This is a genomic window from Asticcacaulis sp. SL142 (assembly GCF_026625745.1).
Classification (GTDB): Bacteria; Pseudomonadota; Alphaproteobacteria; order Caulobacterales; family Caulobacteraceae; genus Asticcacaulis.
Genome location: NZ_CP113061.1, coordinates 3,156,751 through 3,168,917, shown reverse-complemented (window position 1 = coordinate 3,168,917; position 12,167 = coordinate 3,156,751). Strand labels below are relative to the sequence as shown.

Genomic DNA, 12,167 nt, shown 5'->3' with positions numbered 1-12,167 from the left:
GTACTCTTTGCCCCCGTTTACGGGGGAGCCGCGCGGCCACTGCCGGGGACCAACAAGCGAAGCGCTGATTGGGAATGGGTCGGAGGACGTTTGCCCCCTCCGTCACGGCCCGCCAAAAGGCGGCCGCGCCACCTCCCCCGCTTCGCAAGGGAGGAGGAAAATCACGCCGCTTCCCGCACCCGCATCAGGCGCGCACTCGGCAGCATCGGAAAGGTCACAAACGACACTTCCCATAGTTCAACCTCGGTCAGGACGCGCAACCGCCGCGTCTCATCCGGTCTCGATTTCAATGTGCGAAAGCCGATGGAGAGGCCGTCCAGCGCCCCAGCCCGGATCAGGCTTTGCACCAGGCGCGCCTCCGGCGTCAGGTCAAACACCCGCCCGCGCACAAACAATCCGGTGGCGTCCTCATTGACCTCATCCCAGACACCTACCGGCGTGGCGGAGCCATGCTGATAAAGCATCTTCACGCCCTCAGACCCAGTGCGGGTCAGTGACGCCTTAAACGCCCCCGGCACGACCACATCGTCATTCAGATCGCGCTCAAAGAACTTTGACGCATAACCCTCAATGATCATAGTTACTCCGATCCAGCTTGGTTTCGATCCGCTCCAGCGAGGCCCGCGTCGCCAAAGACTGTTCCTCCAGCCGCGCCAGTCGTTCAGTTAATCCCGCCTGTTGTTCCAGCCGTTTCTCGCTCGCCTCAATCCGTGCCGACATCCGCCCGACCCACAGCAACACAAACGCCGTATGGACAATGACCGTGATCACGACCGTGACTGGCACGCCGAACACCTCAGTCATGGCCGTAATCTCTCGATTCATTGGCCTCACGCTTGACATCCGCCAACCCCGCCAGTTGTCGCCGCTCGGCCTCACTTAAGAAACTCGCTGCCTCCAGCCGCGCCCACAAAGCATCGCGTTCCGCCGTCAAGGCAGGCAGACCCTCAAGGTCGCAGACGATGCGCGCACCGCCAAATTTCGGCTCAAGCCACGCACTCAGCGAGCGCGTGGTTTTCTCGACCAGCGGCAAAATCGTGTGCCGCCAGAACGCGCCATTGGCCTCGCGATAGTTGGCGTAGGAATTATCGCCCGGTATCCCCAGCAACTGCGCAGGCACTCCGAACGACAGCGCAATATCGCGCGCCGCCGCATGCTTGCCGTCGATAAAATCCATATCCGCCGGCGTCAGCGACATCGGCTTCCAGTCGAGCCCGCCTTCCAGCAGCAGCGGACGGCCGGCATTATTGACACCCGCATGGGCCTCGGCCAGTTCGGCTTTCAGACGCGCAAACTGATCTTCGGTCAAGCGCTCAGAGCCTTTGGTGCCGTAAACCAGCGCCCCCGAAGGCCGCGCCGAATTATCGAGCAGCGCCTTATTCCAGGCGCCCGACGCATTGTGCACATCAATCGAAAATGCCGCGGCCTCCAGCGGCGAAAACCCGTACCAGTCATCGAGCGGATGATAGAGCTTAAGGTGCAGCACCTTCAGCCAGCCCGCCTCATCGCGGCCAATAGCGATCTTCTGGCCGCCGACACTATATTGGTACGCTTCCGGCCAGCCTTTGGCATTGGGGACGACCTGCATCCGGTCGGGCCGCAGGTTCCACAGCTCAAACGGGGCACTATCTATAACGGCGGCCTCGACATAGGCATTGCCCGCGGTTTGCAGCGATCCGTAAATCGCCTCACGCAGATCAGCCCCACCCTGCTCGCCATTCGGCCGTTCAATCAGGTGGCACAACGGATGATCGGTCACCCGCTTGCCGTCATGCTCAACCCGTAACGGCACGGAGGCGGCGGCTTCAATAATCATCCTCACACATCTGTACGCCACGGCATTTTTCATGAAGCCTTCGGACGCCAGCGACGCATAATCGCGCGGTGTCCACTGGGCCTTGCCCATCTGCGACACCGCAATCAGGCTGCGCGCTTCGCTTTGTTTGGTCTCCACCCGTCCGAACAGGCGGTTTAAAAATTTTGACATAGTCTCTCTTTCTCCTCCCTACGAAGTGGGGAGGTGGATGCGAGTAAAACGAGCAGACGGAGGGGTATTCCCGCCATTTTACCCCTCCATCATCTTCGCTATGCTTGATGATCCCCCTCCCCATTTCATGGGGCGGAGAAACGGTTCAGGCGATTACAACCGGCTCAACCTTGGCTCGGCCCGTCCGGTGATCAGCAGCGCCGTCAAAGCCCACACCAGCGCATCGGCCCGGTCTGGTGACTTTCCGCACTCACCCCGTCCTAACGCCATCATCTCTTCCTCCAGCTTAAGGAAGCGGCCCGCCCCGCAGTGCGTCACCCGCCCCTGCTCATAAAGGGCGGCTACCGGCTCGGCGCGGGCGCGTTTTCCGACCCGCGCATGGACAATCTCAATCGCCACATCGCAGCCCGCCGTCGCCAACAGGGTGCGCACCATATCGCCGCCCTGATTGCCTTCGGCCACCACCCGGTCAGCGCCATGTTTGGCCACCATCTCAACCACCTGATTGGCCCAGCCCAGAGGCGAAGGTTTTTCAACCGTCGCATCCTGGAGCACATAACCACGCCCGTCTCTGCGGCCCGCAACCACGATCCCGCAGGCATCGCCGTGGTCGCTGACCGGCGGATCAACCGCCACCACCACGCTGTCAAACTGAGGCGGTTGAGCGCCGTAACAACGCGCAATATCCTCGTCCCGCCACAGGGCATGATCATCGCTATCGACAATCGCCCCTTCCAGTTCCTGCGCCGCCAGCCGGGTGCCACCGTAGATGGCCAGCAGGCCCGACAGAAAATCCTCGGACAGTCCGGCCTTATTCTCAGCCGTGGCCGAGCGCGCCACTTCGACACCTGCCTCCGCCATCAAGGCCTTCAGCGCCCGGATCGGCTTGGGCGTGGTCGTGACACATAATCGCGGCCCGTCACCCAGACGTAACCCCATCCGCAGCATGGCCAGCGTGTCTTCCGGTTGACGCCACGCGCAAAACTCATCGGCCCAGGCATGATGGAACTGCGGCCCGCGCAACCGTTCCGGCTCCTCTGCCGAAAAGGTGTAGGCGATGGCGCCATTGGGCCATTTCACCCGCCGCCGTGACGGCTCATAAACGGGGCGCATATCGTCCGCCGCGATGGCCATCAGGCCAGACGGCCCTTCGATCATTACTTCGCGCACATCGTGCAGGGTCGGCCCAATCAGGGCTAGCCGCGCGCGTTTGGTCGCACAGGCCGACAGCCATTCGGCCCCGGCCCGCGTCTTGCCCGCCCCGCGCCCGCCTAAGAACAGCCAGGTTTTCCAGTCGCTATTAGGTGCCAGTTGCACGGGACGGGCCCAGAAAGCCCAGGTCTTATGGAGGTGTTTGAACTGCTCTATCGTCAGGCTGTTCAGCCACGCCTGCCTCTCCGGCGGCGTCAGCAAGGCGATCGAGTTTGCGTTCAAAGAAGCTGCGCCAGTCGGCAAGGGTATTGCCGCCATCGGGTCCGTTTTCTGGCCCGTTATCTGAGTCATAGTCTGGGTCATTCATATCCGCGTCTCCGCATGACGCTTCGGTGCGCGTGGCCAGATCGTGGATTTCCGCCACAGTCTTGGTCACGGTCAAAAGCGCCTTGGCGTGTTTTTCGACATCGGCCGGTTCCGTGGGGCGTTTAAGCTTTTCGGCATATCGCACCATTTCATCGGCCAGATTCATTAGCCGGTTGATGTGGTCGCGCTTAAGCGTCTTGATTCCTTTGGGAGGGAGGGCCGGTGTCGTTTCCATGCACCGAATATGACACACCCCCAAACGCCGGGGATTGGGACGGGGATAGCTTTAGAACGCCCCCTGTTGCAGGGAGAGCTTTTATTTGATCAATTTGATCAAATAAAAGAGGGGGGGTAAACCTTACCGCCCGAACGACCTCAGACGTCCCAAAGCCACCACCAAAATCCCCTCTACGGCTTCATCAGGATCAGCCAAAACATCCCTCGCGGATATCCTGTAACCTCAAGCCCCTTCTCTCTTAGCCATTGATCGCGTTGAATATCCCGTTCAGGCCGGTCACCAACATCATGCGCCATACCGTCGATTTCAATAACGAGCCGGGCTTTGGAACAGTAAAAATCCGCCACACAAGGGCCAATTGGATATTGCCTGCGAAACACAGGCTTTCCAGCCTGACGACGTTTCAGGCGCGTCCAGATCAGCATCTCCGGCAAGGACATGTCTGCGCGTAATGTCTTGGCAAATGAGCGTGTATCATCTGTCATTTTACCCCCTCTTCTATTTGATCAGTTTGATCAAATAGAAGCTCCCCCTGCAACAGGTGGAGTTCTTGATAGCGATCATGAATTGCGGTAAACGCGTAATATGAAGGCACCTTACCTCATTGTCAGACGAACCCCTTACGAAGAGCCATACCATACGCATCTGTATTTCTGCGCATCGAACGGCGTGTTTACGGCTGCGGTAGACATGTATTGCAAGGTTGATGATTTGGCAGATATAGGCGCGGCCCTAAAAGCTTTTCCCGCTAAGCTACCTGACGAATATTTTTATGAATACGGTTCTCTAAAACCGGACGATGAAATGTATCGCTATTTTCGATTACGCTTTTACACTCTCGATCATGCGGGCCATTGCGCGATGCAGTTTACCGCCAACCTCAGAGATGACGAGCCCTATGAAGGGGTCAGCACATTTTCGTTTAAGGCCGATCCAGCCGCAATAAATCGACTTGGCCAGCTTTTTGAAACCTTTCACAAATTACAACATCTAGAGCTTCAATGGTCGCCCGATGGAGGCAGGCTTTTCGATCATGCCCAAGGCAGTTTTAATCTGCCATAGCAACTGCTGCCCCCTACCCCTTCGGGTCCCAGTCCGAGCGATCTTCGGCCCATTCCATCGCCATGAAATCAATCGCGTCCTCGATATCGGCAAAGGCGGTTTCCGACACCGTCTGGCCGCGGATAGACACGCCCGCCTTATGGGTGCTGTCGGGGTCACCGGTGATCAGCGGATGCCAGCGCGGCAGGTTCTTGCCCTCATGCAGCCGCCGATAGGCGCACGATTTCGGCATCCATTCCAGCGCCTCAATATTGTGCGGCGTCAGCTTGATGCAGTCGGGCACATACTTTTTACGGTTCGGATAGTCGGTGCAGGTACAACTATCGGGATTAAACAGCTTGCAGTGCACCCGCGTAGGGATCACCTCGCCGGTGTCTTCATCCTCGAACCGCACCAGACAGCATAGGCCACAGCCATCGCACAGGCTTTCCCACTCCGTGCGGTTCATCTCCGACAGGGTCTTGGTTTCCCAGAAAGGTTTGGCAGCGGCGGTCATGGCCGCCTTATCCGCCCGCATCGCGTCAAAATCAAGCCCTTGCCGTTTGCGGTGCGGGATAGTACAGGCTGGCCATGGCCAAAACACCCAGCACCAAAGCCCCTCTGCTCGCCCTCAAAGACATCCGCCTGATGGATGGCTCCCACCCGTTATTTGACGGGGTTGATATCGCGCTGGAGCGCAATGTCCGCGCCTGTCTGGTCGGTAAAAACGGCGCGGGCAAATCGACGCTCATGCGCCTGATGGCCGGGCTGATCGACACCGATTCCGGCGAGCGCATCGTCATGAACGGCATGAAATACGCCTTCGTGCTTCAGGAACCTGAGCCGGTCGGTGAGACCCTCCTGGACTGGCTGACCTCGGCCGGCGCGGAGCATTATACCGCCGAAGCCGAACTGTACGCCTTTGGCCTTGACCCGCAAAAACAGACGGCAGGCCTGTCCGGTGGCGAAAAGCGCCGCGCCGCTCTGGCCAAGGCCTTTGCCGAAGAGCCCGACCTGATCTTCCTCGATGAGCCGACCAACCACCTTGATATTTTTGCGATTGAAACCCTCGAAGACCGTATCCGTAGCTTTAGGGGCGCGGTTCTGGTCGTCAGCCACGACCGTACCTTCCTGGAGCGCGTCACTCAGCGCTGTTACTGGCTCTATAACCGTAAAGTCCGTCAGCTTGATGCCGGCTATTCGTCGTTTGAGGCCTGGTCCGATCAGGTCATGAAGGACGACGAAGAATCCCTCAATCGCCTGCAAAAAGCGATCGAGCGCGAAACCAAGACCTTTTATTCCTCGATCACCGCCCGCCGCACCCGCAACGAAGGCCGCGCCGCCCGCCTTAACGCCATGCGCGCCGATGCCTCCGCGCGCCTGCTGCAACGCTCCAAGACCATGGAAATGTCGATCGATTCCGGCGGCACGTCCGGTAAGCTGGTCGCCGAACTCAAAGGGGTGTCAAAATCGTTTGGCGATAAGGTGCTGCTCAATGATTTCTCGACCCGCATCATGCGCGGCGACCGTCTGGCGATCGTCGGCCCCAATGGCGCGGGTAAGTCCACCCTGATCAAGCTGCTGCTGGGTCAGGAACCGGCCAACAGCGGCGAAATCAAACTTGGCACCGCGTTAGAGGTCGCCTATCTCGATCAGGGCCGCGACGCGCTGAAAGGCGATGAAACCCTGTGGGACATGCTGGCCAATTCCGGCAGCGATCAGATTCTGGTGCAGGGTCAGCCCAAGCACGTCGCCGCCTACGCCAAGGATTTCCTGTTCCGCGACAATCAGTTACGTCAGCCGGTCAAGTCCCTGTCGGGGGGTGAGCGCAACCGCCTGCAACTGGCGCGCGCGCTTGCAAAATCGACCAATCTGCTGGTGCTCGATGAGCCGACCAACGATCTCGATATGGACACGCTTGACCTGCTTGAGGACATGCTGGCCGACTTTGACGGCACGCTGATCCTGGTGTCCCACGACCGGGATTTTATCGACCGGCTGGCGACCTCGACCTTAGCGCTCAACGGGCGTGGCGGAGCGGTTGAAACCCCCGGCGGCTGGCAGGATTTCCTGCGTCAGAACCCCGATTTTTTCAGCGAGATCAGCTCAAAATCGCGCGAAAAAACTACGGGTAAGACCTTTACGCCCTCGCCATCCGCGGCCCCTGCTGCCCCCAAAACCGCCGCCAAAAAACTGAGCTATAAGGACCAGAAGCGCCTTGAGGACTTAACCGCCCTGATGCCGAAATGGGAAGCGGAAATCAAAGCGCTAGAAGCGGTTTTGGCCGACCCTGAGCTCTATGCCAAAAACCCGAAAAAGTTCGACGCCACTATGGTCACGCTCGACCGCCTGAAATCTGACCTTGAGGCCGGTGAAATGGAATGGCTGGGGCTGGAGGAAATGCGCGAAGCGTTGAAGGGGTAATCCTACCGTTTGCCCCCCTCCGTCAGGACGCTCCGCGCCTGCCACCTCCCCAACGTGTTGGGGAGCCGGGCGGCCGGTGCCGGGGACCGAACGAGCCGAAGGCGAGATGCGGTGGTGAGGGCTAACACCGTGCGGGTATGCGCCTAATCCTGGAGCAATACCTATAAACCTCACTTTTGGTTAGGCGGATATTAAACTTGACGGCGTAGGGTCATCGCGTTGCAACCTGTTTTTTGTGATCGCGATGTGATGGTAAAGACTCTGTTTCGTCTGAGTATGTGCGGGATTTTGGTGAGTGTGCTGCCTGTGGCCGCCGCGCCTGACCCCATGCTTAACTGGCCCGGAAAACCATCAGATACGGCCCCAAAAGCCGGACAGTATGGTGTACCGCCGTCCCCATATGGCCCATATGGCGAAGTCGGTGGCTTTTTCAAAAAAGACCTGAACTGGGCCGGAAAATCACAAAGCCAAACGGCTCCAAAAGCCCAGCCCGCAGCCCCGCAAAACATAACCCCTGTGGCCCCGGTTGCCGCACGCACTGAGCGCCCCGCGCCCTATGTGCCGGAACCGGCAACAGCCTATATCTACCGTCCGCGCAGCGTCGCCGTCGCGCCTCAAGCCGCACCCGTAATGACTGTGGCGTCTGTTAACGCCCCGGCCTTGCCCGCACCCCAGCCACGCCTGACGCCAGAGGCTCTGCGCGAACTGGAAGCCGCCGGGGCGGTGCGTCATGCATCTGCGCCCGCACCCAAACCGGCCACCGCAAAACCCATAGCAAAGCCGGTTCCGCCGCCGGTGACCATGGCACCGATCCCCAACCCTAAGCCGGCCACCTTAAAGCCTGCGCCGGTTCAGGCCGTTGCCGCAAAGCCTGTCGAGCCCGCAAAGCCTGAAACGAAAATGGCCCTCACGCCTTCGCCATCTGCGGCCGAACAGACCCTGACGGTCGCGCCCGATCCTGACGCCTACCACATTCCGCCCACCAGCAAATATTACCGTGGCCCGGCGGTTGCGGCGAGCGAAACCGACAGCGCCACCACCGATCCAAAGCGCGCGTTATTATTCGCTGCACCGCGACTATGGTCTGGTGCCCGACAGTCTGTCCAATACGTCTGCGGCGGGCGATAATCTGCCCGTTGCTGAAACTGCCGAACCAAAACCGTAAAAACTACCGCGTTCCGAAATAGAATATTTCAATCACATGGTCTGCACATGTCATCTGCCTTATTATCTCTGATCGACCTCGCCAAGGAGCCGTCGAGCGGCAAACGCCGTGAGCTCCTGCGCGAAGTCACCAACCTGTTTCTGGCCCACCCTGACGCCATTTCCGACGCGGAAATGCAGCTTTATGACACGGTCATGAGCCAGTTGACCGAGGAGATGGAGGCCGTAGTCCGCGCCGAAATCGCCCATAAAATGTCAGGCGCGTCCTCGGCCCCCCAAGGGCTGCTGCGCCAGTTGATGGTCGATCATATCGATGTGGCCGAGCCGATCCTGATGCGCTCAAACGCTTTGTCCGAGACCGATCTTTTGCACGTCGTCACTACTCAGGGGCAGGAGCACTTGCGCGCCGTGTCGCGCCGGGAAACCGTCACTGAAAACATCTCCGGCGTCATTGTCCGCAGAGGTGACGACACAACTTTGAACGTGCTTTTGAAAAACGAAGGCGCGCGCCTGTCGCGGGAATCGAACGAAGCGGTCGTAGCCCGCGCTCAGGCCAACCCAGACCTACATGCCGCCGTCATTGGCCGGACCGACCTGCCGACCGATCTGATGAATGAGATGTATTTCGTGGTTGAGGCCCGCCTGCGTGAGCGTATCCTCGAAGAAAATGCCAAGCTCGATCCGGCGCTTCTGGATGAAGCCATGAGCAAGGGCCGCAACAGCGTCGCAATTGCCCACGGCTCATACCCCGCCGACTATGAGGCCATTTCGGCTGAGATCGAGGCCCTGCGTAAGAATGAAAAACTGACCCCGCCGCTGCTGGCGCGTTATATGCGTGATCCGAATCCGACCTGGTTCCTGGTCGCCCTGTCGCAATTGGCTGATCTTGATTTCCTGACCGCCAAGCATCTGGTGGAAAAGCGCGAGATCGACGCCTTGGCGATCGCCTGTAAGGCTGCCGATCTGGAAAAATCGCTGTTCCTTACCTACGCCATGATCATGCTCAACCACCAGGAAAACGCCATGGCCAAGGCCCAGGAATATGGTCGTTTATATGCCGAACTGCCGCGCGAAACGGCCCTGCGCACCATCCGCTTCTGGCGTTTGCGCCGAGCGGAAGGGCATGCTGCTTAACTCAGTCAAAAGTTGCCCTTCGGGTACTTTTGACTGGTTTTGGCTATCTGATACGAACCATTTTGTAGAAGAAATATATTGCCGCAGCTATGGCTAAAAAGAACCCCGCGACCTCGACCATGCTGCCCATAGACTGAGACAAAAGCCCTTCGCGTTGCGTATATCTAAGGGCAATGCCGCCTGCGAAAAGCACGAACAGTACGGCTGCCATCGCAATAGCCAAAGTGCGCAAAATAAATAGCATTGAACGCTTCATACTACCCCCTAAATATATCCCGTCATATTATGAACTACACTATTCCCCCTTTGCCTCAAACGACAGGTTTTTGTCAAAAAACGGCAGGACATGGTTCTGGAAGCGATCAGCCACGCCGCTGACGTGATCGCCGTCATAAAGCTGATAGCTGTTCTGAATGCCATAGTCGCTTAAGATTTTGTGCAGGGCCTCGGTATCGGTTTTCAGCCCGTCACGGTCCCCGACATCAAGGGCAATCGCCTTATATTGACGCAAATTAGGCACATATTGATGCACCATTGCATTGGGTGCATTGGCCGCCCAGCGCGCCAGCACATCCGGCTGCACCACGCCATCTTTGGTCGGCAGATCAGCATAAAACGGCGCGGCCTTGGGGTTAGGTGACCAGGCCGAAGCGACCGCCAGTGTCGCCCGCTCCATGAACCCCAGCGTCTTTGACTCGTCCGGGGATTTCAAGGCCTCAAGCTTGGCCGCGGTCTCTGGTGGCGGGGCCCCGCGCGCCGACATGCAGCAAGGACTCATAGCATAAAGGGCACCAAACACCTCCGGGTGCTTCATGCCGATGCGCATGGTGCCGTAACCGCCCATCGAATGGCCCGCCAGCCCCCGGCTCTCACGTTTGGCAATCGTGCGGTAGTGGTTGTCGATATAGGCGACCACATCATGGGCAATAAAGCCTTCCCAATCGCCGGTCGTGACCGAGTTGGAATACATCGAGCCATTATGCACGGTCTGCGAACTGGGCAGGACGACGATCATATCCTTCACCCCCGCCGCAAAGGCCGCCTCGATCGTGGCCGGTGATTTGATCTCGCGCGTCCAGATCTCGTTATTGATCGAATAACCGTGCAAAGCATAGATGACCGGATAGCGTTTTTGCGGGTTGGCGGCATAGTCCGGCGGCAGGTAGACAATCACGCTGCGATCCGCCGAATTGCCTTCCAGATTGCCCTCCAGCGATTTACCATGAACCGTATTTTTTTCTACGGTCACCGGTTTAGCATAGGCGGCGGGCGCACACATTATGGCCGCCACCACCATCAGGTGAGCAAAAATCTTCATCAGCGTTCTTCCCGGTTTTATAAGCGTTATGTGACCGCCATTTACTCAGACTATTGCACATCTGTCAAAGCCCGCCATAATGGGAAAAACACCGACAGGGATACCAAAAATGCTGAAGATCACGCCGCTCATTCTGGCCAGCCTTATGCTCGCCGGTGTTGCCACCGCACAGCCCCGCGCACCGGGATCAAACCCGCTGATTACCGATATCTTCACCGCCGATCCGGCCCCGCTGGTGGTGGGCGATACGGTCTATCTCTACACCGGCCACGACGAAGCCCGCGGGAAAGAGATGTTCACCATGAAGGACTGGCGCGTCTTTTCGTCCAAAGACCTTCTAACCTGGACCGCCCACGGCCCGATCATGAATGCCACCGATTTCAAGTGGGCCGCAAAAGACGCCTGGGCCGCTCAGACCATTGAGAAAAACGGTAAGTTCTATTTCTACGCGGCGGTTGAGCACGACAAAACCCAGCCCGGCAAAGCCATCGGCGTGGCCGTATCCGACAGCCCTACCGGCCCGTTTGTCGATGCGCGCGGCACGGCATTGATCACTAACCAGATGACCCCGCAGGGCCCGCACACCTGGGACGATATCGACCCGACCGTGTTCATTGATGACGACGGCACAGCCTGGCTGATCTGGGGCAATTTCAACTGCTATTACGCCAAGCTGAAACCCAATATGATCGAGCTGGACGGCCCGATCAAGCAGTTCGACCTGCCCCATTTCGAGGAAGGCCCGTGGATCACCAAGCGCGGCGATATCTATTACCTGACCTATGCCTCACGCGATAAGTCGAAAGATAAGGACGAGACTATATCCTACGCCACCGCCCCGTCGATCACCGGCCCGTGGACGTATCAAGGCGTGCTGACCGGTTCCGGCAAAAACAGCTTTACCATCCATCCGGGCATTATCACGTTTAAGGGTAAGGACTATTTCTTTTACCATGATGCGTCGCTTACCATCGGTGATCAGACCGGCGCGATCGGCAGGCGCGCCGTGCGGGCCGAGCATCTGTACTACAACCCCGATGGCACTATGCAGCCGGTCGAGCAAACCGAGGCGGGTTTATCAGCGCCGCGCAAACCCTAGGCCGGACTATCCTCAGAGTTTAGAAATAATCGCACACACTTTTTTGTGCATACACATTCATAGTTTGTGATCACATCGCCATTGTGACCGTGGGTAATTTTAGGTATATATTAACTAGGTTTAAAGGGATTGGGGCACCCGCAGGTCTCCTCAGCCAAGGTCTCACCGGGGGTTCGAGACGGACGGCATTAAGGAAATCTCCCGCCACAACTACCCTTTGCTTATTGGATTAATCGCCGCAAGG

General features: G+C 58.3%; 14 protein-coding genes. 5 read left to right on the top strand and 9 right to left on the bottom strand.

What is annotated here, in order from left to right:
- Positions 1 to 161: 161 nt before the first annotated feature.
- The 6 genes from OVA03_RS14485 to OVA03_RS14460 all read right to left on the bottom strand — a co-directional run bounded on the left by OVA03_RS14485 (position 162) and on the right by OVA03_RS14460 (position 4,228).
- Positions 162 to 578: an HK97 family phage prohead protease gene (locus OVA03_RS14485; RefSeq protein ID WP_267525750.1), complete on the bottom strand. Its 417-nt coding sequence runs from the start codon at positions 576 to 578 to the stop codon at positions 162 to 164.
- Entirely contained in the window at positions 568 to 804 is a 237-nt protein-coding gene (locus OVA03_RS14480; RefSeq protein WP_267525749.1) for a hypothetical protein, read from the bottom strand. The genes OVA03_RS14485 and OVA03_RS14480 overlap by 11 nt, the downstream gene beginning before the upstream one ends.
- Positions 797 to 1,987 (bottom strand): phage portal protein, encoded by a 1,191-nt coding sequence (locus OVA03_RS14475; protein WP_267525748.1) that lies wholly within the window; start codon positions 1,985 to 1,987, stop codon positions 797 to 799. The genes OVA03_RS14480 and OVA03_RS14475 overlap by 8 nt, the downstream gene beginning before the upstream one ends.
- A gap of 153 nt (positions 1,988 to 2,140) precedes the next feature.
- Positions 2,141 to 3,421, bottom strand: coding sequence for a DNA-packaging protein (locus tag OVA03_RS14470; protein ID WP_267525747.1), 1,281 nt, complete (start codon positions 3,419 to 3,421; stop codon positions 2,141 to 2,143).
- Positions 3,330 to 3,740, bottom strand: a complete 411-nt coding sequence (locus OVA03_RS14465) for a hypothetical protein (RefSeq protein WP_267525746.1) — start codon at positions 3,738 to 3,740, stop codon at positions 3,330 to 3,332. Before OVA03_RS14465 ends, OVA03_RS14470 begins: the two co-directional genes overlap by 92 nt.
- A gap of 173 nt (positions 3,741 to 3,913) precedes the next feature.
- On the bottom strand, positions 3,914 to 4,228 hold the full coding sequence (locus OVA03_RS14460; RefSeq protein ID WP_267525745.1) for an endonuclease domain-containing protein: 315 nt from the start codon (positions 4,226 to 4,228) through the stop codon (positions 3,914 to 3,916).
- 100 nt (positions 4,229 to 4,328) lie between these two features.
- Here OVA03_RS14460 and OVA03_RS14455 point away from each other — a divergent pair, with 100 nt between their 5' ends.
- Positions 4,329 to 4,805: a hypothetical protein gene (locus tag OVA03_RS14455; protein ID WP_267525744.1), complete on the top strand. Its 477-nt coding sequence runs from the start codon at positions 4,329 to 4,331 to the stop codon at positions 4,803 to 4,805.
- A gap of 13 nt (positions 4,806 to 4,818) precedes the next feature.
- On the opposite strand, the gene OVA03_RS14450 is transcribed toward OVA03_RS14455, so the two are convergent.
- On the bottom strand, positions 4,819 to 5,301 hold the full coding sequence (locus OVA03_RS14450; RefSeq protein WP_267527734.1) for a YcgN family cysteine cluster protein: 483 nt from the start codon (positions 5,299 to 5,301) through the stop codon (positions 4,819 to 4,821).
- A 74-nt stretch (positions 5,302 to 5,375) separates the two neighbouring features.
- On the opposite strand from OVA03_RS14450, the gene OVA03_RS14445 reads away from it, so the two are divergent.
- The 3 genes from OVA03_RS14445 to OVA03_RS14435 all read left to right on the top strand — a co-directional run bounded on the left by OVA03_RS14445 (position 5,376) and on the right by OVA03_RS14435 (position 9,506).
- The gene (locus OVA03_RS14445; RefSeq protein WP_267525743.1) at positions 5,376 to 7,208 is read left to right on the top strand and encodes an ABC-F family ATP-binding cassette domain-containing protein; all 1,833 of its coding nucleotides are present in this window, start codon (positions 5,376 to 5,378) and stop codon (positions 7,206 to 7,208) included.
- 291 nt (positions 7,209 to 7,499) lie between these two features.
- Positions 7,500 to 8,336, top strand: coding sequence for a hypothetical protein (locus tag OVA03_RS14440; RefSeq protein ID WP_267525742.1), 837 nt, complete (start codon positions 7,500 to 7,502; stop codon positions 8,334 to 8,336).
- A gap of 84 nt (positions 8,337 to 8,420) precedes the next feature.
- The gene (locus OVA03_RS14435; protein WP_267525741.1) at positions 8,421 to 9,506 is read left to right on the top strand and encodes a DUF2336 domain-containing protein; all 1,086 of its coding nucleotides are present in this window, start codon (positions 8,421 to 8,423) and stop codon (positions 9,504 to 9,506) included.
- Between the two features lie 43 nt (positions 9,507 to 9,549).
- Here the strand turns inward: OVA03_RS14435 and OVA03_RS14430 are convergent, their stop codons facing one another.
- Entirely contained in the window at positions 9,550 to 9,762 is a 213-nt protein-coding gene (locus OVA03_RS14430; protein ID WP_267525740.1) for a hypothetical protein, read from the bottom strand.
- Between the two features lie 39 nt (positions 9,763 to 9,801).
- Complete coding sequence (locus OVA03_RS14425; protein ID WP_267525739.1) at positions 9,802 to 10,824, bottom strand: alpha/beta hydrolase; 1,023 nt, start codon at positions 10,822 to 10,824, stop codon at positions 9,802 to 9,804.
- Positions 10,825 to 10,933: 109 nt separating this feature from the next.
- On the opposite strand from OVA03_RS14425, the gene OVA03_RS14420 reads away from it, so the two are divergent.
- Positions 10,934 to 11,923 (top strand): glycoside hydrolase family 43 protein, encoded by a 990-nt coding sequence (locus OVA03_RS14420; RefSeq protein WP_267525738.1) that lies wholly within the window; start codon positions 10,934 to 10,936, stop codon positions 11,921 to 11,923.
- Positions 11,924 to 12,167 lie beyond the last annotated feature (244 nt).

Bases quoted from the DNA above. Each gene is read 5' to 3' on its own strand.
- OVA03_RS14485 (WP_267525750.1), bottom strand. From the start codon at position 578: ATGATCATTGAGGGTTATGCGTCAAAGTTCTTTGAGCGCGATCTGAAT.
- OVA03_RS14480 (WP_267525749.1), bottom strand. From the start codon at position 804: ATGACTGAGGTGTTCGGCGTGCCAGTCACGGTCGTGATCACGGTCATT.
- OVA03_RS14475 (WP_267525748.1), bottom strand. From the start codon at position 1,987: ATGTCAAAATTTTTAAACCGCCTGTTCGGACGGGTGGAGACCAAACAA.
- OVA03_RS14465 (WP_267525746.1), bottom strand. From the start codon at position 3,740: ATGGAAACGACACCGGCCCTCCCTCCCAAAGGAATCAAGACGCTTAAG.
- OVA03_RS14460 (WP_267525745.1), bottom strand. From the start codon at position 4,228: ATGACAGATGATACACGCTCATTTGCCAAGACATTACGCGCAGACATG.
- OVA03_RS14455 (WP_267525744.1), top strand. From the start codon at position 4,329: ATGAAGGCACCTTACCTCATTGTCAGACGAACCCCTTACGAAGAGCCA.
- OVA03_RS14450 (WP_267527734.1), bottom strand. From the start codon at position 5,301: ATGACCGCCGCTGCCAAACCTTTCTGGGAAACCAAGACCCTGTCGGAG.
- OVA03_RS14445 (WP_267525743.1), top strand. From the start codon at position 5,376: ATGGCCAAAACACCCAGCACCAAAGCCCCTCTGCTCGCCCTCAAAGAC.
- OVA03_RS14435 (WP_267525741.1), top strand. From the start codon at position 8,421: ATGTCATCTGCCTTATTATCTCTGATCGACCTCGCCAAGGAGCCGTCG.
- OVA03_RS14430 (WP_267525740.1), bottom strand. From the start codon at position 9,762: ATGAAGCGTTCAATGCTATTTATTTTGCGCACTTTGGCTATTGCGATG.
- OVA03_RS14425 (WP_267525739.1), bottom strand. From the start codon at position 10,824: ATGAAGATTTTTGCTCACCTGATGGTGGTGGCGGCCATAATGTGTGCG.
- OVA03_RS14420 (WP_267525738.1), top strand. From the start codon at position 10,934: ATGCTGAAGATCACGCCGCTCATTCTGGCCAGCCTTATGCTCGCCGGT.